This window comes from Microbacterium sp. LWO13-1.2, from assembly GCF_038397725.1.
In the GTDB taxonomy this organism is placed as follows: Bacteria; Actinomycetota; Actinomycetes; order Actinomycetales; family Microbacteriaceae; genus Microbacterium.
In genome coordinates this window covers 2,534,055-2,553,680 of sequence record NZ_CP151634.1, presented here as the reverse complement: position 1 = coordinate 2,553,680, position 19,626 = coordinate 2,534,055, and the positions used below count along the sequence as shown (strand labels likewise).

Sequence of the window (19,626 nt, the reverse complement as noted above, 5' to 3'; positions counted from 1 at the left end):
CTTCCGAGAGCCACCCATCCAGGTCGCGACTCGTCGCGGGAGGGTACGGAGAAACCGGCTCGACGGTGGTCATGGTGTTCGGGCTCAGCGGAGCCCGGCGCCGCCGTCCAGACCGCTCCCGCCCTTCTGCAGGGTGATCAGTTCCGTGTTCGTTCCGTCCTCATGCAGACGCGGGTCGGCACCGGCTGCCTCCACGATTCCCCGAACCTTGGGCGAGCGCCGCGTGCGGATCTCCACCCACTTGGCGATCCCCGAGAGGATGAGGCACATGATGATGTAGATGCCGCCGATGACGAACGCAGACTGCAGGATCGGACGCCCCTGCTGCGAGGTGAGCTGCTTGGCGTAGTACAGCAGTTCGGGGTACGTGATGATGAAGCCGAGTGCGGTGTCCTTCATCGTCACGACGAGTTGGGCCACGATCACCGGGAGCATCGCACGGATCGCCTGCGGGAACAGGATCAGCCGCATGACGCCGCTCTTGCGCAGGCCGACGGCGTAGCCGGCTTCCTTCTGGCCCCGAGGGAGCGATTCGACGCCCGCGCGGAGGACCTCGGCGAGCACGGAACCGTTGTAGACCATGAGCGCGAGCACGACGGCCCAGTACGGGTCCATCTTCACGCCGACGACCGGCAGCCCGTAGTACAGCAGCATCATGAAGACGAGCACTGGCACGGCGCGGAAGAGCTCGGTGATCACGGTGACGGGAATGCGCACCCACGCGTGATCGGAGAGCCGGCCGATCGCGAGGACGAAGCCGAGCACGATGCTGAGCACTGCGGCGAGGGCGAAGGCGGCGAGAGTGTTCCCGAGCGCCTTCCCGATGCCCATCCAGACGTTCGAGAACGTGAAGACGAACCACTTCTGCTCGGAGAACTGACCGGTGACGAGCATCCGGTAGATCACGAAACCGAGGGCCGCGAGCACCACGAGGATGGTGACGACGGCGAGGATGCGGTTGCGAGCGATCGCCCGGGGGCCGGGGACGTCGTAGAGCACGGAAGTCATCGTGCGATCCTCCATCGGTTCTCGAGATAGCGCTGCAGGCCGCTCATCACCATGACCAGCGCCACGAAGACGACGGCCACCCAGAGCAGGACCTCCATCGGGTTGCCCGGCCTGTCCGCGGCATCGTTGATCGTCGATCGGAGTGCGGCGAGCTCGGCGATCGAGAAGCCGGCGGCGACCGTGGTGTTCTTCAGCAACGCGATGAACACGCTCATCATCGGCGGGACGACCGAGCGGAAGGCCTGCGGAAGGATGACGGAGGTCATCACCTGGCCGAACGGAAGGCCGATGGCTCGAGCGGCCTCGGCCTGCCCGACCGGCACCGTGTTGATGCCGGCGCGCAGCACCTCGGCGACGTAGGTCGCCGTGTAGACGCCGATCGCCAGGATGCCGAGCACCGTGTTCGACAGGTTCGGCAGCCCGAGTTGCGGGTAGCCGAACACGAAGAAGAAGAAGACCAGGGTGAGCGGGGTGTTGCGTACGAGGTTGACGTACACCGTGCCGACGCTGCGCGCGATCGGCACCGGCGAGACGCGCATCGCGCCGACGATGATTCCCAGCACGAGCGCGATGATCCCGCCGATGAAGAAGACGAGCAGCGTGTTGCCGATCGCCTCTCCCCACAGGTCGAGGTTGCCGAAGATGACGTCCACGCCACCCTGCCCTTCTTCAAGCTGTATGGGGCGGCCTCCGGGAGAGGAGGCCGCCCCCGGTCAGATCAGTACGCGTCGACCTTGGGCTGCTCGACCTCGATGCCGGACTCGCCGAGGTTCGCATCGAAGATCGCCTGCCAGATCTCGCCACCGTCCGTGAACAGCTCGTTGATGTGTGCGCGCATCACGTCGTCGCCCTTGGTGAGGCCGACGCCGTAGCGCTCCTCGGTGAACAGCGGGCCGGTGACCTTGACGTCGTCCGGGTACTGGGCGGCGTAGCCGATCAGGATCGCCTGGTCGGTGGTGACCGCGTCGACCTTGCCGTCGATGAGGTCCTGAACGCAGGCGGAGTACAGGTCGTACTCCTGCGTCTTGATGTCAGGGAAGTTCGCCTTGATGTTCTGGATCGGCGTGGAGCCGGTCGCGGAGCAGACGGTCTTGCCGTTGAAGTCCTCGAGCTTGTCGGCTTCTTCGGCGTCTGCCGCGACGAGCAGGCCCTGACCGGTGATGAAGTAGGGGCCGGCGAAGTCGATCAGTTCCTTGCGCTTGTCGTTGATCGAGTAGGTGCCGACGTAGTAGTCGATGTCACCGTTCGTGATGGCCTGCTCGCGGTTGGCGGAGGCGATCGGCTTGAACTCGATCTTGTCCTCGTCGTAGCCGAGCGAAGCCGCGATCCAGCGTGCGATGTCGATGTCGAAGCCGGTGCGCTCGCCCGACGTGACGTCGAGGTAGCCGAGACCGGGCTGGTCCTCCTTGACGCCGACGATGACCTTGTCGCGCGCCGCGATCGCGTCGAACGTGGGGCTGCCCTCGAGAGCCACGTCCTTCGCAACCTCGAACCAGGTCGAATCCTCGGTGGGCTCCTCGGCGCCGCCGCCGGGGTTCGTCGGGGTGCCGCTGTTGCAGGCGGTCAGCGCCAGCAGTGCTGCTGCCGCGATTCCGATGCCCGCCAGTGTCCGTGTGCGTCGCATGTGCGTCTCCTTCGTGTGCTGTGAATGCAGGGTCAGAAAAGTTCAGTGGGTGAGGAGCTTCGAGAGGAAGTCCTTGGCACGGTCGCTCTTCGGGTTCGTGAAGAACTCCTCGGGCGTCGCCTCTTCGACGATGCGCCCGTCGGCCATGAAGACGACCCGATCGGCGGCCTTGCGCGCGAAGCCCATCTCGTGGGTGACGACGATCATCGTCATCCCCTCCTGCGCGAGTCCGACCATCACGTCGAGGACCTCGTTGATCATCTCGGGGTCGAGCGCGCTGGTCGGCTCGTCGAAGAGCATCACCTTGGGGCGCATCGCCAGAGCCCTGGCGATCGCGACACGCTGCTGCTGACCACCGGAGAGCTGTGCGGGAAGCTTCGACGCCTGCTTCGCGACGCCCACGCGTTCGAGCAGCGCCATCGCCTCTTTGTCGGCATCCGCCTTCTTGAGGCCGCGGACCTTGATCGGTCCGAGCGTCACGTTCTCGAGGATCGTGAGGTGCGCGAAGAGATTGAACGACTGGAAGACCATGCCGACGTCAGCCCTGAGGTTGGCGAGGCCCTTGCCTTCGGCGGGCAGCGCCTTGCCGTCGATGCTGATCGTGCCGCTGGTGATCGTCTCCAGGCGGTTGATCGTGCGGCACAGCGTCGACTTTCCCGAGCCGGACGGACCGATCACGACGACGACCTCACCGGAGTTGACGGTCAGGTCGATGTCGGTCAGAGCCTGGAAATCGCCGTAGTGCTTCTGGACGTTGTCCACCACCACCAGGGGGGTACCGCCTTCGCGCGGCGCGCCATTGCTTTGTGCCATGCCCCCACCCTAGGAGTTGACGCTCACGCAGACGAGAGCAACTCGATGTGGTTACACACTTGTAACCGCGCGATCCGCGGCGTCGCTGTGCGGCTGGTGCTCAGCGGGTGGCGTCGGCGCGCTGCGAGAAGGCGCTCTCATAGAGGCAGACGCTGGCCGCGGTCGCCAGGTTCAGCGATTCGGCGCGGCCGAAGATCGGCAGCCGGAGGACCCGATCGGCGAGCGACAACGCGCTGTCCTCGAGTCCATGCGCCTCGTTTCCGAACAGCCAGGCTGTCGGCTCGGCCAGCACGCCCTCGGAACGGGCCTGCAGCAGGTCATCGCCCTTGACGTCTGCGGCGAGGATGTTGAGCCCGGCCGCATGTGCACGCTTGATGACATCGGACAGATCACCGCCCACAGATACGGGCAGGTGGAACAGGGACCCGGTGGTGGCGCGCACCACCTTCGGGTTGTACGGATCGACGGTGCGGCCGGTCAGTACGACGGCGTCGGCACCTGCGGCATCCGCTGCCCTGATGATCGTCCCGAGGTTTCCAGGATCGCGCACCTCCTCGCAGATCGCGACCAGACGAGGAGAGGCAGCGAAGATCTCGCGCACCGACGTCGGAGTCTGGCGCACCACCGCGACGAGCCCCTGAGGGGTGACGGTGTCTGCCATCGCGTTGAGGACGTACTCGGTGACGTACTCGACCACGACGGCGTTCTCTGCCGCCGCGGCGCGGATGTCGGGATGCTTCTCCCACCCCGTAGGGGTGGCGAACAGGTCGACGATCGATTCGGGTCGATAGGTCAGCGCCTCACGGACGGCCTGCGGACCTTCAAGAAGGAACAGGCCGGTCTCGGTGCGCGCGCTGCGCTTGGTCAGTTTCGCGACGGCACGGACTCGGGGGGAGCGGGGGTTCTCCAGCACGTTCTCAGTCTAGAGAGTACGTCGGCTCCCGCGGAGACACTCCGGGTCGCCACGCTACTCGGGGCAGATCCAGATGGGCTCGATAGGGTGCGTCGATGACGACGGATGCCCCTGCCGCGACGAGAGCACGCCGGGTCACGCTCGTCGCCCTCATCGCCATCACGATCGGCGCGGGGCTTCTCGTGCACCGCTTCGGCGAAGGCATGGTCGGCGACATCGTGGGCGATGCCCTCTATGCGGTGATGATCTATCTGTTCGTGGCTGTCGTCTTCCCGCGTCGCCCCGCTGCGTGGAGGGCGACGGGCGCCGTCGCCGTGTGCTTCGCGATCGAACTGCTGCAGCTCACGGGTCTCCCCCGGGCGTGGAGCTCCGTGTTCCCACCCGTGCAGTTGGTCTTCGGCTCGGGGTTCGACCCGCGTGACCTGCTCGTCTACGCATCCGCGGTGCTGCTCGCTCACATCACCGAGGGCGTGCTCGGGCGGATGCTCCGCGCGAAGCGGCCGATGCGGGAAGACGCCAGAGGGCGCCCTCCCGAAGGAGAGCGCCCTCTGATCTGAGTCGCGTGCGCGACGGAAGAGCTGCTTACGCGGCCGACTTCGGTGCGTTGACGTCGGAAGGCAGAGCCTTCTTAGCCGTCTCGATGAGAGACGTGAACGTCGCTGCGTCGTTGACCGCGAGGTCGGCGAGCATACGACGGTCGACCGTGACGCCCGCGAGGCCGAGGCCCTGGATGAAACGGTTGTAGGTCATGCCGTTCTGGCGTGCAGCGGCGTTGATGCGCTGGATCCACAGGCGGCGGAAGTCGCCCTTGCGCTTGCGGCGATCCCGGTACGAGTAGACCAGGGAGTGGATGACCTGTTCCTTGGCCTTGCGGTACAGGCGCGAACGCTGACCACGGTAGCCGGAGGCGCGCTCGAGGATGACGCGACGCTTCTTGTGGGCGTTTACCGCCCGCTTTACTCTTGCCATGACTTCTTCCTATTCCTGCGTTCGGGCGCGTCAGCGACCGAGAAGCTTCTTCGCGACCTTGGTGTCGGCCTTCGAGAGCACCTGGTCCTGGTTCAGACGACGGGTGCGACGGCTCGACTTGTGCTCGAGGTTGTGACGCATCCCGGCCTGCTGCTTCTTCAGCTTGCCGCTGCCGGTGATCTTGAAGCGCTTCTTAGCACCCGAGTGGGTCTTCTGCTTCGGCATCTTCTCTTCCTTCGTATGGCGCCTTCTCAGGCGACGTTGTCAACCCGCAATGCGGGAGTCTTGTGGGCGGGCCTCAGCCCGCGGCATCCTCGACGACGGCGGGAGCATCTGCTTCGCTCTTCGCTTCACGCGTGGCCTGCTTGTTCGCAGCGCGCTGCGCGTCGCGAACAGCGTTCTGCTCCTGCTTCGCCTCGGACTTGCTCTTCAGCGGAGCCACGACCATGACCATGTTGCGACCGTCGATGGTCGGGTTCGACTCGACCGTGCCGAGCTCGGCGACGTCCTCGGCGAACTTGCGCAGCAAGCGCACACCCTGCTCGGGACGCGACTGCTCGCGACCGCGGAACAGGATCATTGCCTTGACCTTGTCTCCGGCCTTGAGGAAGCCCTCGGCGCGCTTGAGCTTGGTCGTGTAATCGTGCGCCTCGATCTTCAGACGGAAGCGGACTTCCTTGAGGATCGTGTTCGCCTGGTTGCGGCGAGCTTCCTTTTCCTTCTGGGCGGCCTCGTACTTGAACTTGCCGTAGTCCATGATCTTGACCACAGGCGGCTTCGAGTTCGGGGCGACCTCGACGAGATCGAGGTCAGCTTCCTGCGCAAGGCGCAACGCCGCCTCGATGCGGACGACGCCGATCTGCTCACCCGCGGGGCCGACGAGGCGAACCTCGGGGACGCGGATGCGCTCATTAGTGCGGGGATCGCTGATAGGTGCTCCTTAGACGATGCGATTCGGCCTCCGCGATGCTTTCTGCATCACGGGCGAATTCGGAATCGTCCCCCACCCACCGGCATTCAGATACCGGCTTCGCACCCTGACATCGGACAGGTTTCCTCGCGGATCTGACCGAACTACCGGACGGAGCCGGCGGAGTGCTCGACCCGGTAGCCTGGAACGGCAAGCGCGGGTGGGAAGTGAATCCTCTTTCGTACCGGAGCATTTACGCTCCGGAGCCCGACAAAGTCTAACAGAAGGCAAGGCGAAGTGACGACTCAGGGTCAGGACCAGGCAGATCGCGAGCGCGAAGAGCGCTGGGCACGGCAGGAGGAGGCAGCGTCTTCCGCCACGAGGGACATTGCCGATGTCCCAGCCGTCGAAGTGATCACGACAGCCGCCGTGCACTTGATGAGTGCCGCCGCCGTCAAGGTCGGCCTGGCGCACGACCCGGATGCCGAGCTCGATCTCGATGAGGCGCGCAAGCTCATCAACGCCCTCGCCGGACTCATCACCGCCGGCGCCCCGGAGATCAGCGATATGCACGCGCGGTCGCTCCGCGACGGCCTCCGGTCGCTGCAGCTCGCATTCCGCGAAGCATCCGTCATCCCCGACCCGATCGGCAAGGGGCCCGGCGAGAAGTGGACGGGCCCGGTCAACTAGCCGGCAGTCAGGCGCTGCGGCGGAGCTTGACGGTGAGGGAGTCCGCGAGGACGGCGATGCGATCGTCGGAGGCCCAGCGCTGCGCCAGTCGGTCGAGCACGGCGTCGAGAACCTCACGCTCCAGGCCGTCGACGAGCTCGAGGATCACGATGAGCTCGGGTCCCCGCAGGCGCGCGTCGGGGTCGCCGGCAGCGACAGCGACATCGATCACCGCGAGTTCGTGCCCGATGCTCTCCTGGAGAGCTGCGAAGACCTCCGGCGACAGGAAGCTCGGCTCCCAGGCGTGCCCCTGCGCGATCGCCCAGACTGCCGGGCGACGGATGACGAACTCGGTGTCGGATGTGGGGTCCAGCACGATCAGGTCAGTGTCCTCTGCGGACGCTGCCAGGGCCGCACGCACGGCTTCGACCGGGATCGGCCGCGCCGTGGCATCCCACTTCGACATCGCCGCGACCGAGGAGAACACCGGCTGCACACGACGGCCGTCGGGAGCAGCCACCGTCACGATCGACAGTTCCTGCGTCTTGTCGACCGTCAAGCCGTTCGGGGCGATGCCCTCCTCGCCTTTCTCGGCGACGAGCGGGATGAGAACACGCGCATTTCGGAAGGCATCGACGACCTCAGCCTGACTCCCCTGCCCCGCGCGGAAGCGCAGCAGGGCATCGAGCAGCACGGGATCGGCGGAACCGTCGTCGGCGGCGTGCGGATTCGCCTCGAAGCTGCGCCCCTCCCAGGGGACGCCTGCCGAATCGCCGGCCGCGCCCGGTGCTGCCGAATCGCCGGCCGCGCCCGAGCCGTGATCGCAGGCGCCGTCAGTCTCCTGCGACATCCAGCGCCTCAGCCAGCGTGAAGGCGCCGGCATAGAGGGCCTTGCCGACGATGGCGCCTTCGACGCCCAACGGCACCAGTTCGCGGAGGGCCGCGATGTCATCGAGGCTGGAGATACCACCCGAGGCGACGACGGGCTTCGGAGTGCGCGCCACGACCTCGCGGAGAAGTTCGAGGTTCGGGCCGCGCAGTGTGCCGTCCTTGGTGACGTCGGTCACGACGTAGCGGCTGCAGCCGGCCTCCTCGAGACGGTCGAGCACCTCCCAGAGGTCGCCGCCCTCCTTGGTCCAGCCGCGCGCCGCAAGCGTCGTACCGCGCACGTCAAGGCCGACGGCGATCGCCTCGCCGTAACGTCCGATGACGTCGGCGGCCCACTCGGGGTTCTCCAGCGCTGCGGTGCCCAGGTTGATGCGCGTCGCCCCGCTCTCCAGGGCCGCTTCCAGCGTGGCGTCGTCACGGATGCCGCCGGAGAGCTCGACGTTCACGTTGCGGAACTGCTTGATCACCTTGCGCAGGATCGGCGTGTTGCTGCCGCGACCGAAGGCCGCATCCAGGTCGACCAGGTGGATCCACTTCGCACCCTGCGCGACCCACTCCCCTGCGGCGTCCAGCGGGTCGCCGTAGTTGGTCTCGGTGCCGGCTTCGCCCTGCGTCAGACGCACGGCCTTACCGCCGGCGACGTCGACTGCGGGGAGCAGGGTGAGAGTGGGAGTTGACGCGAAGTCGTTCATGTCGTCCTCAGGTGAAATGGAACGGCCGATTCATCGGCACGAGAATCGACACTAGTCCGACGCCGGGACCGGTTCAAATGGGGCGATACCGATCGACACAAGGCAAGAGGGTAGCCTCGTGTGCAACCGTGTTCGATTCGGGGAGGGCGATGAACGATGGCCAACGATTCTGATCTGCGCGGAGTCGGTCCGCTGCGACGTGGCAACCCCGAACCCGTGAACGTGCCTGAAGCGGTCTCCGCCGAACCCGTGTTCGAAGAGCGCGTCCATGAGGAGCCGCTCCCCGCGGGCCTCCTCTTCGACGTGCCGATCACCGCCGGCGAGGTTCCGCGGGTGGCAGCGACGCCGAGCGCTGCACCGTTGATCACGGCACCGGAGCGCGAGCTCGAAGTCGCCTCAGAACCCGCGCCCTCACGCCGCACGCAGCGGGACCGCGCGGAGCGGCCGTCGTTCCTGCATCAGGAGCGGCGCGAGGAGCCGGCCCGCCGCGGCGCACGGGGCGCGCTGAATCGTCTCGGGTTCTCGCTGCGTCCGAGCGCCGCCGAGCAGGCGGTCCGTGACGACGAGCACGCTGTCAGCCAGCACTGGCCAGGCCCGCGGACCGTCGCGGTCGTGAACGGCAAGGGCGGCGCCGGGAAGACGCCGACAACAGTGCTCCTCTCGGCGGTCTTCGCCCAGTACGGAGGCGCCGGCGTCCTGGCATGGGACAACAATCAGACCAGGGGCACCCTCGGCTGGCGCACGGAAAGCGGCCCGCACGATCGCACGCTCCTCGAACTCCTGCCCGAGACGGAGCGGCTGCTCGGTGCGCGCGGTCAGTCTGCCGATCTCGCGCATTTCGTCCACCACCAGCCGCGGGAGAAGTACGACGTCCTGCGCTCCAAGCCGATCAGGCTCGCCCACGAGAACCGACTCAACCCCGACGACGTCGACGCGATCCACGCCGTCGCTGCCAAGTTCTATCGCCTGATCATCATCGATTCGGGCAACGACGAGTCCGATCCGATGTGGCTGCGGATGATCGATCGCGCCGACCAGATCGTGGTGGCGACGACCACTCGAGACGACCACGCAGAAGCCGGAGCACTCCTGCTGGAGGCGCTCGAGGAGCGCGATGCGCGGTCAGCGCAGCTGGCCCGACAGTCGGTGGTCGTGGTGACGCAGGCCGATCCCAAGGCATCGCAGGCAGACGTCGATCAGATCGTGGACGGGTACGGGTCTCTTGCACGCGAAGTCGTGACCATCCCGTTCGACCGTGGGATCGTGGACGGCGCGCTCAAGCTGGGTGCGCTGGATCCGGTCACGAAGCGGGCCTGGCTGTCGGCCGCGGCAGCCGTCGCCCGCGGACTCTGACAGCAACGGAACCGTTCGTCGCCAGGCCGGACTGCGATCAGGTCAGCGACTGCACCCAGTTGCGCAGCAGCCGGATTCCGGCCTCGCCGGACTTCTCGGGGTGGAACTGGGTCGCCGACAGCGGTCCGTTCTCCACGGCTGCGAGGAACGGATCGCCGTAGGTGGTCCACGTCAGGACCGGCTGCGGGAACGGTGGGATGACGTCGAGTTCCCAGGCCTGCGCGGCGTAGGAGTGCACGAAATAGAACCGCTCCTGTTCGATGCCCTCGAAGAGCACGCTTCCCGAACCGGGTTCGACGGTGTTCCAGCCCATGTGCGGCAATACCGGCGCGTTGAGCTCGGTCACCGCACCAGGCCACTCGCCGAGGCCCTCGGAATCCTGCCCGCGCTCGACGCCGTGCTCGAACAGCACCTGCATCCCGACGCAGATGCCCAGCACCGGACGCCCCCCGGCGAGACGTCGATCGATGATCTCGTCACCGCCGCGCGCCTTGAGCGCGTCTCGGACGGCCGCGAAGGCACCGACGCCGGGAACGACGAGGCCATCGGCCTCGAGCGCCTCTTTGCGGTCACCGGTGAGCACAGCATCCGCGCCGGCGGCGATGAGCGCCTTCACGGCAGAGTGCACGTTGCCGGACTCGTAGTCGAAGACGGCGATGCGAGGCGTGCGCGTCACAGTGCACCCTTGGTGGACGGGATGCCATCGACGAGCGGGTCGAGCGCCTTCGCCTGGCGGAACGCGCGAGCGAACGCCTTGTACTCCGCCTCGGCGATGTGGTGCGGGTCGCGCCCGCCGAGCACCCGGATGTGCACGGTGAGTCCGGCGCCGAAGGTGATCGCTTCGAAGGAGTGGCGCACGAGCGAACCGGTGAAGTGACCGCCGATGAGGTGGTGCTCGAATCCAGCCGGCTCACCGTCATGCACGAGATACGGACGCCCACTGATGTCGACCACGGCCTGCGCAAGCGCCTCGTCGAGTGGAACGAGCGCATCGCCGTACCGTGAGATGCCGGACTTGTCGCCCAGCGCCTCGGCGATCGCCTGCCCGAGGACGATGGACACGTCCTCGACGGTGTGGTGCGCGTCGATGTGGGTGTCGCCGGAGGCGCGCACGGTGAGGTCGGTGAGCGAGTGCTTCGCGAACGCGGTGAGCATGTGGTCGAAGAACGGCACGGACGTGTCGATGCGGCTCGCACCGGTGCCGTCGAGGTTCAGTTCCAGTTCGACGGTGGACTCCGACGTGCTGCGGACGCGACTGGCGGTGCGGGGGGCGCTCATGATGCTGATTCTATCGACGCGAGAGCATCCAGAAATGCGGTGCTCTCGGCCTCGGTTCCGGCGGTGACTCTCAGGTGCCCGGGGATGCCGACGTCGCGAATGAGGACACCGCGGTCGTAGAGCTGCTGCCAGGTGCGCTTGGGGTCGCTGACCCCGCCGAACAGCACGAAGTTCGACCAGGACTCGTGCGGCGTGTATCCGAGCGCCTCCAGCGTCGCAGTGATGCGATCACGCTGCTCGACGATCTCGTCGACCATGCTCAGCATGATCGCGGAGTTGCGCAGCGCGGCGACGGCCGCCGCCTGCGTGAGCGCGCTCAGGTGATACGGCAGCCGCACCAGTCGCAACGCGTCGATGAAGGCGGGGTCAGCGGCGAGATAGCCGACGCGCGCACCGGCGAAGGCGAACGCCTTGCTCATCGTTCGGGACACGGCAAGACGAGGGCGTCCTTCGAGGAGGGACAACGCGGATGCCGCCTCCTTCGGCGCGAACTCCTGATAGGCCTCATCGACGATGACGACGCCACGCGCAACCTCGTACACGGCTTCGATGACGTCGAGGCCGAGCGGTGTTCCGGTGGGGTTGTTCGGCGAACAGAGGAGGATGACGTCGGGGTCGACCTGTTCGACCTGCGCGACCGCCTCCTCCGGCGTGATCGTGTAGTCCGGCTCCCGCACCCCGGCGATCCACCGCGCACCCGTCCCCTGAGCGATCAGCGGATACATGGAGTAGGTGGGTGCGAACCCGAACGCCGTGCGCCCCGGCCCCGCAAAGGCCTGAAGGATGTGCTGCAGCACCTCATTGGAACCGTTGCCGGCCCAGATCTGATCCGCGTCCAGACCGTGGCCGAGGTACTCGGCGAATCCCTCGCGCAGGGTGGTGAACTCGCGGTCGGGGTATCGGTTCACGTCCCGCAGCGCGACGGCGATGTCGTCGAGGATGTCGCTGGCCACCTCATCGGGCACCGGGTGCGTGTTCTCGTTGACGTTGAGGGCGATCGGAAGCGGTGCCTGCGGTGCGCCGTACGGGGTGAGCCCGCGAAGATCGTCACGCAGCGGCAGGTCGTCGAGAGAGGCGGTCACCCCTCCCATGCTAGAACGCTGCGAGCCTCTGTGCTCATCCGGTGACGCCAGGTTTCCCGTCGGCTCACCGGTCCCACCGAACGTCAGTGGGAGAACTGGGCGGGAATCGCGAGTTCCTGCCCGATCTGGAGCATGCCGTCCTGCAGCAGGTTGAGTCGGGAGATCTCTCCGATGACATCGCGGGGATCGGCGTCCGGGGCGACGTCTCCGGCGATCGACCACAGGGTGTCGCCCGGCATCACCGTCACCGTCTCGAAGGTGGCGGTTGCGACGCTCTCACCCGAGGCGATCGCACCCCCACCGCTGATCGCCGCGAAGGCGATGCCGACGGCGAGCGGGAGAGCAGCGACTGCGAGGAGCAGACGACGACCGCGAACCGTCAGCCGAAGCCGCGTCGCCGGGCGTGCCGGGATGACTGCCGCATTGCTGAAGGTGATGGTGCTCATCTCTTACTCCCTGTGCTCTCGCCCCGCGAAACGGGGGAAGTTGGCGTAGCGTTCGCATTCTCGCCTCGGCCGGGAGCCGTGAATGCGAAGCTACGTTCCGAAGATATCTTCGAGTTCGAACATCTGTCAAGCGTTCTTCGAAATAGAGTTCGAGAATCGGGCGACACGCTCGAACAGATCTTCCACATCGGCCCGATTCTCGGATACGGTTTCGATAGGAACACCCCACCACGGGCCACCGACATTCGAAGAGCAGCGTCGGATTCGCCTACTGAAGGAGCACCATGAGCGAGAACTCAGCCCCCGAGTCAGAGGCACCGCGAACGCGCCGTCGGAAGAGCCTCAGCCCGAAGCAGATGGCGATCCTCGAGGTCATCCAGACGTCGATCGCCAGCCATGGTTACCCGCCGAGCATGCGCGAGATCGGCGATGCCGTCGGCCTCAAGTCGCTCTCCAGCGTCACTCATCAGCTCGGACAACTGGAGCTCAGCGGTTACCTGCGCCGCGACCCGGGCAAGACCCGCGCGATGGAGGTGCTCATCGACCTCCCCGGTCAGAGCGGCGAGAACCCTGCTGACGCGATGACACCGGTGGGCGATGCGGCGATGGTGCCTCTGGTCGGTCGTATCGCGGCCGGTGTGCCGATCACCGCCGATCAGCAGGTCGAGGAGATATTCCCGCTCCCCCGCCAACTCGTCGGCAAGGGCGATCTGTTCATGCTCAAGGTGTCCGGCGAATCGATGATCGACGCCGCGATCTGCGACGGCGACTGGGTCGTCATCCGCTCGCAGAACAGCGCGGAGAACGGCGAGATCGTCGCGGCGATGCTCGACGGTGAGGCGACCGTGAAGACGTTCCGCCAGCGCGACGGTCATACCTGGCTGCTCCCCCGCAACTCCTCCTTCGAGCCGATCCTCGGCGATGAGGCCACCGTGCTCGGCAAGGTCGTCGCGGTGCTGCGCGCGGTCTGAGCATCCGGCATCCACTCGCTGGAAACGCAAGAACCGCTCTCCCCAGGCTTCGGGGAGAGCGGTTCTTGCGTTTCAACGACGTCAGGCCGTGACGTTCACGTCCTCGCGCACGCGACGAGTGGCCTCGACGATGTTGCGCAGCGACTCGGTCGTCTCGGCGTAGCCGCGGGTCTTCAGGCCGCAGTCCGGGTTGACCCAGAGCTGACGCGTCGGGATCTCCTCGACGGCACGGCGCAGCAGCGCTTCGATCTCCGATGTGCTCGGAACGCGCGGCGAGTGGATGTCGTACACGCCAGGGCCGATGCCGTGGTCGAAGCCGACCTCGGCGATGTCGGTGACGACCTCCATGCGGCTGCGTGCCGCCTCGATCGAGGTGACATCGGCGTCGAGGGCACGGATCGCATCGATCACGACGCCGAACTCCGAGTAACAGAGGTGCGTGTGGATCTGCGTGCCAGCGGCCGCGCCACCCGTGGACAGGCGGAAAGATGCCACCGACCAGTCCAGGTATGCAGCCTGGTCGGCCTGCTTCAGCGGCAGCAGCTCGCGCAGTGCCGGCTCGTCGACCTGGATGATCTCGATGCCGGCGGTCTCGAGGTCGGCGATCTCCTCGCGGAGCGCCAGCGCGACCTGGTTGGCGGTCTCGCCCAGCGGCTGGTCGTCGCGCACGAACGACCACGCCAGGATCGTGACCGGTCCGGTGAGCATGCCCTTCATGTGCTTCACGGTCAGGGACTGCGCGTACGAGGACCAGTCGACCGTGATCGGGGCAGGACGCGACACGTCGCCCCACAGGATCGACGGGCGGGTCGCCCGCGACCCGTAGGACTGCACCCAGCCGTTCTCGGTGACCGCGAAGCCGTCGAGGTTCTCGGCGAAGTACTGCACCATGTCGTTGCGCTCCGGCTCGCCGTGCACCAGCACGTCGAGACCGAGCTCCTCCTGCAGCGAGACGACGCTGTCGATCTCGCGCCGCAGGAAGTCCTCGTAGTCCTCCTGCGGGAGCTCGCCACGCCCGTACTGCGCGCGCGCCCGGCGGATGTCGCCGGTCTGCGGGAACGAGCCGATCGTGGTGAGCGGCAGAGCCGGCAGCCCCAGCGCCTCCTGCGCCGTCTCGCGCTCCTCGTACGAGACCCGCGAGAAGTCGGCCTCGCTGAGCTCGCGCTGCCGGACCAGTCCGTCGCGGACGCCGGGTGCGCTCAGACGGTCCTCGAGTGCAGCGGATGCCGCAGCGAGCTCATCCTCGATCGCAGCGCGGCCCTGGCCGAGGCCACGGGCGAGAACGACGACCTGCTCGACCTTCTGATCCGCGAACGCGAGCCAGGAGACCAGGCGAGCGTCGAGCTTGGTCTCGTCCGCGACATTGTGCGGCACGTGCAGCAGCGAGGTCGAGGTGGATGCGGCGACCGCAGCAGCGCCGAGCCCGCGGAGGGCTTCCAGCTTGTCGTAGGCCGCCGCGAGGTCGCCGCGCCAGATGTTGTGGCCGTCGATGACGCCGCCGACGAGGGTCTTGCTCTCGAGTCCGGCAGCTGCCGTCGGCACACCGCCGCGGACGAGGTCGACGGCGATCGCCTCGACGGGCGCAGCGGCGAGCACGGGGAACACCTCGCCGAGCTCGGCGTAGGGTGCGGCGACGAGGATCGACGGACGCTCGGTCGCGCCGCCGAGCACCGCGAGCGCACGGGCTGCGGCATCGGAGAGCTGCGCGACGGATGCGGGAAGCGACTCGCTGACCAGCGCGGGCTCGTCGAGCTGCACCCATTCGGCGCCGGCATCCTTCAGGCGTGCCAGGAGCTCGACATAGACCGGGAGCAGGTCGTCGAGACGGGACAGCGGGTCAAAGCCCTCGGGGGCGTCATCCGACGCCTTGGCGAGAGCAAGCAGCGTCACCGGACCCACGACAACGGGACGGGTCACGAAGCCGGCGGCGACGCCCTCGGCCACCTCACGCACGAGGCGGTCGCTGGAGAGCGAGAAGGCCGTCTCCGGCCCGATCTCCGGCACCAGGTAGTGGTAGTTCGAGTCGAACCACTTCGTCATCTCGAGCGGCGCGCGCTCCCCCTCGCCGCGGGCGATGGTGAAGTACGCGGGCAGGCCGATCGTGCCGTCTGCAGCGCGCAGGCCCTCGAAACGGGTCGGGATCGCGCCAACCGTGACGGCGGCGTCGAGCACCTGGTCGTAGTACGAGAACGACTCGGGGATGGCGGAGTCGGTGCGGCCGAGGCCCAGTGCAGCGAGCCGCTCGCGGGTCGTAGCCCGCAGCTCTGCGGAGGTGCGCGCGAGTTCCTGCTCGTCGATGCGGCCGGCCCAGAACGACTCGATGGCCTTCTTGAGTTCGCGGCGGCGACCGATACGGGGGTAGCCGAGGATGGTTCCCTCGGGGAATGCAGTCATGGTCTTTCCTTTCGGCGGGGTCTAGTGGCGCAGGGCCGGGAGGATGCCGGCTTCTGCGAGGACGGTGAGGACGGTGTCGTGCTGGTTGAAGGCATAGAGGTGCACGCCGGGCGCGCCGCCGGCGACGACCTCGCGGGCGAGACGCGCGGCCCATTCGATCCCGATCTCGCGGCGGCCCTCGGGGGTCGGCTCGACCTCGAGCGCGATGGCGAGCTCGCTGGGCAGGTCTTCCCCGGTGAGTTCCAGCACACGGGCGAGACGCACGTGCGAAGTGATCGGCATGATGCCGGGGAGGATCGGGATCGTGACGCCGGCAGCGCGAGCGCGTTCGACGAAGGCCAGGTAGTCGTCGGCATGGAAGAAGAGCTGCGTGATCGCGAAGGTCGCCCCAGCCGCCTGCTTGGCAAGCAGCGCCTCGACGTCCTGCGTGCGATGCGTCGCACGCGGATGCCCCTTCGGGAATGCGGCGACGGCGATGTTGACCTTTCGCCGCGGGTCGACCCTGGCTGCGCCAGGGAAGCCCGGAACCGGAGCCTCTTCGTAAGGCGCTCGTTCCGCCTGCACCCGGTCGATGAGCTGCACCAGCTGCGCCGCGCTCTCCAGGTCCCCGAGAAACGCCTCCGTCTGCCCCTGCGGCGGGTCGCCGCGCAGAGCGAGGAAGCTGAGGATGCCGGCATCCAGGAACTCCCGGATCAGGCGCGCTGCCCCCGCGTAGGTGTTCCCGACGCAGGTGAGGTGCGCGAGCGGTTCGACGTCGGTGTGGGCGCGGATGTAGCGGAGGACATCAAGGGATCGTCCGCCGGTCGATCCGCCGGCGCCGTACGTGACGGAGAGGAACTCCGGGCCGGCGGCGGCGAGCTGCCGCACCGTCTCGTGCAGGGCCTCTTCGCTCGACTCCGAGCGCGGCGGGTAGAGCTCGAAGGAGAACGGCACACGAGTGGCGCCGGGGGTGAATTCCTCGGGCATCTTCTCTCCTGAGTGGCAGACGGACATAGCAGCCGCGCGCGACAGGGCAGGCCTGTCGTTCACGGGCGGGTGCCGGGCTCGGCTGTCGCACCACGCTCGAGGTGAATCGGGCGTTTCCAGCAAGGTAGAACAGCCGACCCGTTCCGCGCACGCGACCACGACACACGACGTCACACTGCCGACCTAAGCTCGATGCATGGCGACTCCGTACGGCTCCTGGCCCTCCCCCTTCTCGGCAGCGGATGTCGCGGCATCCGCCCCGCGCATCGACGGCGCCCTCTTCGTGGGCGACGAGATCTGGTGGGGAGAGTCGGTGCCCGCCGAGGGCGGCCGCGTCACCGTCCGCAGCTCGACCGGCCGAGAGGTGCTGCCCGCCCCGTGGAACGCGCGTTCCCGCGTGCACGAGTACGGCGGCGGCGCCTGGACGGCGGATGCCGATGGCACCCTGTACTTCGTCGATGCGGGCGATCAGCGGGTACGCCGGCTCGCACCGGGCGCCGAGCCCGAGCCCTTGACCGCGGCCGGTGCACGGTACGGCGGACTGAGCCTGCAGCGCGGGCGACTGCTGGCCGTGCAGGAGGACCTGCGGTCAGAGCCCCACACCCGCGCGATCGTCGAGATCCCGCTCGATGGCTCGGCGGCCGCAGACGACGACACGGTGCGAGTGGTCGCGAGCGGTCCCGGCTTCTTCGCGCACCCCGCGCTCTCTCCCGATGGTTCACGGCTCGCCTGGGTCGAGTGGAGCACCGATCGGATGCCGTGGGAGCACGCGTCACTCGTGATCGCCGCGCTCGACGCCGGCACGCGCGTCGACGTGCCGACCAACGCCGCACTGCAACCGGAGTGGGTCAGCGATTCGCAACTGCTCTTCGCGGACGATCCGACTGGACGGTGGGGGGTGCAGCGACTGACGCTCGACGGCGCAGCTCTCTCCGCGGCTCCCGAGCCGATCGCGCCGGCGGACGCCGACACCGGCTACGGCCTCTGGGTGCTCGGCAATCGCTGGTACCAGCCCCTGCCCGACGGCCGGATCGTCGCGGTGCGGACGAACGGGCGTGATGAAGTCGTCCTGATCGACCTCGACGGCGATGCACGCCGACTCGACGTGCCCGCCGATGCGCACGTCAGCGTCGACGACGTCTCCGGCTCACGCGTGCTCCTCTCCGGCGGGGGTTCGGGGACCGAGGCCGGTCTGTGGTCCGTCGACATCGACTCCGGCGAGGTCGTCGCCGTCCGCGGCGGACGCGCCCTTGACGACCGATGGATGCCGCCGGCTCGCGCGGTCTCGTTCGACGGGCCGAGCGGCCCGGTGCACGCCTTCGACTACGCGCCCGCGCACCCGGATGCATCCGCCGACTCCGGCGACCTCCCGCCGTACGTCGTGCTGGTGCACGGCGGACCGACCGCACACGCGTCGGGCGCGGCATCCGCCGCCATCGCGTTCTACACGAGCCGAGGGATCGGTGTGCTGGACGTGAATTACGGCGGCTCCACCGGCTATGGTCGCGCCTACCGCGAGCGACTGGACGGCGCCTGGGGCGTCGCCGACGTCGACGACGTGCTGGCCGCGGCGCGCGGGCTCGCGGCATCCGGCGCTGCCGATCCGCAGCGCATCGCCATCCGCGGTGGTTCTGCCGGCGGCTGGACCGTGCTGTGCGCACTGGTGCGGGGCGGGGTCTTCGCCGCGGGCATCAGCCGCTACGGTGTCGGCGACCTGCGCATGATCGCCGAAGACACGCACGACTTCGAGAAGCACTACCTCAACGGGCTCGTCGGGCCGCTGCCGGAACTCGAGCAGGTCTACATCGACCGCTCACCGCTCACGCACACCGACCGGATCGATGTCCCGGTGCTCCTGCTGCAGGGCGCGGACGACCTCGTCGTGCCGCCATCGCAGTCCGAAGCGATCCGCGACGCGCTGGCCGCGCGTGGGATCGCGCACGAGTACGTGCTCTATCAGGGCGAGGGGCATGGCTTCCGCAGGGCGGAGACGATCATCGACTCCCTGGAGCGGGAGCTGACATTCCTCGGACGCGTGTTCGGGTTCACGCCCACGACCGGTCGTTGAGCGAGGAGCCTGCGACGAGACGAAACGCGTCGATCCCGTGTCGACGCCGCTAGTCCCCGACGCGGTTACGAGTGCGCATGGCGCGCTCGGCCTCGCGGGTGTCCTGGCGTTCGCGCAGGGTCTGGCGCTTGTCGTACTCGCGCTTGCCCTTGGCCAGTGCGATCTCGACCTTCGCGCGCCCGTCGGTGAAATACAGCTTCAGCGGAACCAGCGTGTATCCGCCCGCGGACACTGCGTGGGAGAGCTTCGCGATCTCCTCGCGGTGCAGGAGCAGCTTGCGGATGCGCTTCGCCGAGTGGTTCGTCCAGTGCCCCTGCGAGTACTCCGGGATGTGCACGGCGTCGAGGAACACCTCGTTGCCCTTGATGAACGCGTATCCGTCGCTCAGATTGGCGCGCCCCTGGCGCAGCGACTTCACTTCGGTGCCCGTGAGCACCATCCCCGCCTCGTACGACTTCTCGATGTTGTAGTCGTGACGTGCGCGACGATTGGTCGCGACGACCTTCTCCCCGCGTTCCCTGGGCATGATGCTCTCCTGATCTGTGCCGTGCGGGCGCACGACAGCCTTTCAGTCTACAACGA

General features: G+C 67.6%; 22 protein-coding genes. 5 read left to right on the top strand and 17 right to left on the bottom strand.

Features of this window, described 5'->3' with window-relative positions:
* Positions 1–84: 84 nt before the first annotated feature.
* From MRBLWO13_RS12075 to MRBLWO13_RS12055, 5 genes are all read right to left on the bottom strand, one after another.
* Positions 85–1,008: an amino acid ABC transporter permease gene (locus MRBLWO13_RS12075; protein WP_341974243.1), complete on the bottom strand. Its 924-nt coding sequence runs from the start codon at positions 1,006–1,008 to the stop codon at positions 85–87.
* The gene (locus MRBLWO13_RS12070; protein WP_341974242.1) at positions 1,005–1,661 is read right to left on the bottom strand and encodes an amino acid ABC transporter permease; all 657 of its coding nucleotides are present in this window, start codon (positions 1,659–1,661) and stop codon (positions 1,005–1,007) included. The genes MRBLWO13_RS12075 and MRBLWO13_RS12070 overlap by 4 nt, the downstream gene beginning before the upstream one ends.
* 65 nt (positions 1,662–1,726) lie before the next feature.
* On the bottom strand, positions 1,727–2,632 hold the full coding sequence (locus tag MRBLWO13_RS12065) for a glutamate ABC transporter substrate-binding protein (protein ID WP_341974241.1): 906 nt from the start codon (positions 2,630–2,632) through the stop codon (positions 1,727–1,729).
* A 42-nt stretch (positions 2,633–2,674) separates the two neighbouring features.
* Complete coding sequence (locus tag MRBLWO13_RS12060) at positions 2,675–3,445, bottom strand: amino acid ABC transporter ATP-binding protein (protein WP_341974240.1); 771 nt, start codon at positions 3,443–3,445, stop codon at positions 2,675–2,677.
* Positions 3,446–3,545: 100 nt separating this feature from the next.
* Positions 3,546–4,358, bottom strand: coding sequence for an RNA methyltransferase (locus MRBLWO13_RS12055; protein WP_341974239.1), 813 nt, complete (start codon positions 4,356–4,358; stop codon positions 3,546–3,548).
* Positions 4,359–4,453: 95 nt separating this feature from the next.
* Here MRBLWO13_RS12055 and MRBLWO13_RS12050 point away from each other — a divergent pair, with 95 nt between their 5' ends.
* The gene (locus MRBLWO13_RS12050) at positions 4,454–4,915 is read left to right on the top strand and encodes a DUF2809 domain-containing protein (RefSeq protein WP_341974237.1); all 462 of its coding nucleotides are present in this window, start codon (positions 4,454–4,456) and stop codon (positions 4,913–4,915) included.
* 25 nt (positions 4,916–4,940) lie between these two features.
* Here MRBLWO13_RS12050 and rplT read toward each other — a convergent pair whose 3' ends face one another.
* The 3 genes from rplT to infC form a co-directional block, all read right to left on the bottom strand.
* Complete coding sequence (gene rplT / locus MRBLWO13_RS12045; protein ID WP_102193108.1) at positions 4,941–5,327, bottom strand: 50S ribosomal protein L20; 387 nt, start codon at positions 5,325–5,327, stop codon at positions 4,941–4,943.
* Between the two features lie 30 nt (positions 5,328–5,357).
* A complete protein-coding gene (rpmI, locus tag MRBLWO13_RS12040; RefSeq protein ID WP_017828564.1) occupies positions 5,358–5,552 on the bottom strand; it encodes a 50S ribosomal protein L35 in 195 nt (64 codons plus the stop codon).
* Between the two features lie 73 nt (positions 5,553–5,625).
* Positions 5,626–6,258: a translation initiation factor IF-3 gene (gene infC, locus MRBLWO13_RS12035; RefSeq protein WP_341978372.1), complete on the bottom strand. Its 633-nt coding sequence runs from the start codon at positions 6,256–6,258 to the stop codon at positions 5,626–5,628.
* Positions 6,259–6,534: 276 nt separating this feature from the next.
* On the opposite strand from infC, the gene MRBLWO13_RS12030 reads away from it, so the two are divergent.
* Positions 6,535–6,927 carry a DUF1844 domain-containing protein gene (locus tag MRBLWO13_RS12030; RefSeq protein WP_341974236.1) on the top strand — a complete coding sequence of 131 codons (393 nt, stop codon included), beginning with the start codon at positions 6,535–6,537 and terminating at the stop codon, positions 6,925–6,927.
* A 7-nt stretch (positions 6,928–6,934) separates the two neighbouring features.
* On the opposite strand, the gene MRBLWO13_RS12025 is transcribed toward MRBLWO13_RS12030, so the two are convergent.
* A complete protein-coding gene (locus MRBLWO13_RS12025; protein ID WP_341974235.1) occupies positions 6,935–7,756 on the bottom strand; it encodes an SseB family protein in 822 nt (273 codons plus the stop codon).
* Positions 7,740–8,486: a bifunctional 1-(5-phosphoribosyl)-5-((5-phosphoribosylamino)methylideneamino)imidazole-4-carboxamide isomerase/phosphoribosylanthranilate isomerase PriA gene (gene priA, locus MRBLWO13_RS12020; RefSeq protein WP_341974234.1), complete on the bottom strand. Its 747-nt coding sequence runs from the start codon at positions 8,484–8,486 to the stop codon at positions 7,740–7,742. Before priA ends, MRBLWO13_RS12025 begins: the two co-directional genes overlap by 17 nt.
* A gap of 156 nt (positions 8,487–8,642) precedes the next feature.
* Here priA and MRBLWO13_RS12015 point away from each other — a divergent pair, with 156 nt between their 5' ends.
* Complete coding sequence (locus MRBLWO13_RS12015) at positions 8,643–9,839, top strand: AAA family ATPase (RefSeq protein ID WP_341974233.1); 1,197 nt, start codon at positions 8,643–8,645, stop codon at positions 9,837–9,839.
* Positions 9,840–9,876: 37 nt separating this feature from the next.
* Here MRBLWO13_RS12015 and hisH read toward each other — a convergent pair whose 3' ends face one another.
* The 4 genes from hisH to MRBLWO13_RS11995 form a co-directional block, all read right to left on the bottom strand.
* Positions 9,877–10,515, bottom strand: a complete 639-nt coding sequence (hisH, locus tag MRBLWO13_RS12010) for an imidazole glycerol phosphate synthase subunit HisH (protein ID WP_341974232.1) — start codon at positions 10,513–10,515, stop codon at positions 9,877–9,879.
* Positions 10,512–11,117, bottom strand: a complete 606-nt coding sequence (gene hisB, locus MRBLWO13_RS12005; protein ID WP_341974230.1) for an imidazoleglycerol-phosphate dehydratase HisB — start codon at positions 11,115–11,117, stop codon at positions 10,512–10,514. Before hisB ends, hisH begins: the two co-directional genes overlap by 4 nt.
* Positions 11,114–12,199, bottom strand: coding sequence for a histidinol-phosphate transaminase (locus MRBLWO13_RS12000; protein ID WP_341974229.1), 1,086 nt, complete (start codon positions 12,197–12,199; stop codon positions 11,114–11,116). The genes hisB and MRBLWO13_RS12000 overlap by 4 nt, the downstream gene beginning before the upstream one ends.
* Positions 12,200–12,282: 83 nt before the next feature.
* Entirely contained in the window at positions 12,283–12,645 is a 363-nt protein-coding gene (locus MRBLWO13_RS11995) for a LysM peptidoglycan-binding domain-containing protein (protein WP_341974228.1), read from the bottom strand.
* A gap of 284 nt (positions 12,646–12,929) precedes the next feature.
* Here MRBLWO13_RS11995 and lexA point away from each other — a divergent pair, with 284 nt between their 5' ends.
* Complete coding sequence (gene lexA, locus MRBLWO13_RS11990; RefSeq protein ID WP_341974227.1) at positions 12,930–13,616, top strand: transcriptional repressor LexA; 687 nt, start codon at positions 12,930–12,932, stop codon at positions 13,614–13,616.
* A gap of 81 nt (positions 13,617–13,697) precedes the next feature.
* Here the strand turns inward: lexA and metE are convergent, their stop codons facing one another.
* Entirely contained in the window at positions 13,698–16,010 is a 2,313-nt protein-coding gene (metE, locus tag MRBLWO13_RS11985) for a 5-methyltetrahydropteroyltriglutamate--homocysteine S-methyltransferase (RefSeq protein ID WP_341974226.1), read from the bottom strand.
* A gap of 21 nt (positions 16,011–16,031) precedes the next feature.
* Positions 16,032–16,976: a methylenetetrahydrofolate reductase gene (locus tag MRBLWO13_RS11980; protein WP_341974225.1), complete on the bottom strand. Its 945-nt coding sequence runs from the start codon at positions 16,974–16,976 to the stop codon at positions 16,032–16,034.
* A gap of 196 nt (positions 16,977–17,172) precedes the next feature.
* Between MRBLWO13_RS11980 and MRBLWO13_RS11975 the strand changes: the two genes are divergently transcribed.
* Positions 17,173–19,044: a prolyl oligopeptidase family serine peptidase gene (locus MRBLWO13_RS11975; RefSeq protein ID WP_341974224.1), complete on the top strand. Its 1,872-nt coding sequence runs from the start codon at positions 17,173–17,175 to the stop codon at positions 19,042–19,044.
* A gap of 49 nt (positions 19,045–19,093) precedes the next feature.
* Here MRBLWO13_RS11975 and smpB read toward each other — a convergent pair whose 3' ends face one another.
* Positions 19,094–19,570, bottom strand: coding sequence for an SsrA-binding protein SmpB (gene smpB, locus MRBLWO13_RS11970; RefSeq protein ID WP_341974223.1), 477 nt, complete (start codon positions 19,568–19,570; stop codon positions 19,094–19,096).
* Positions 19,571–19,626 lie beyond the last annotated feature (56 nt).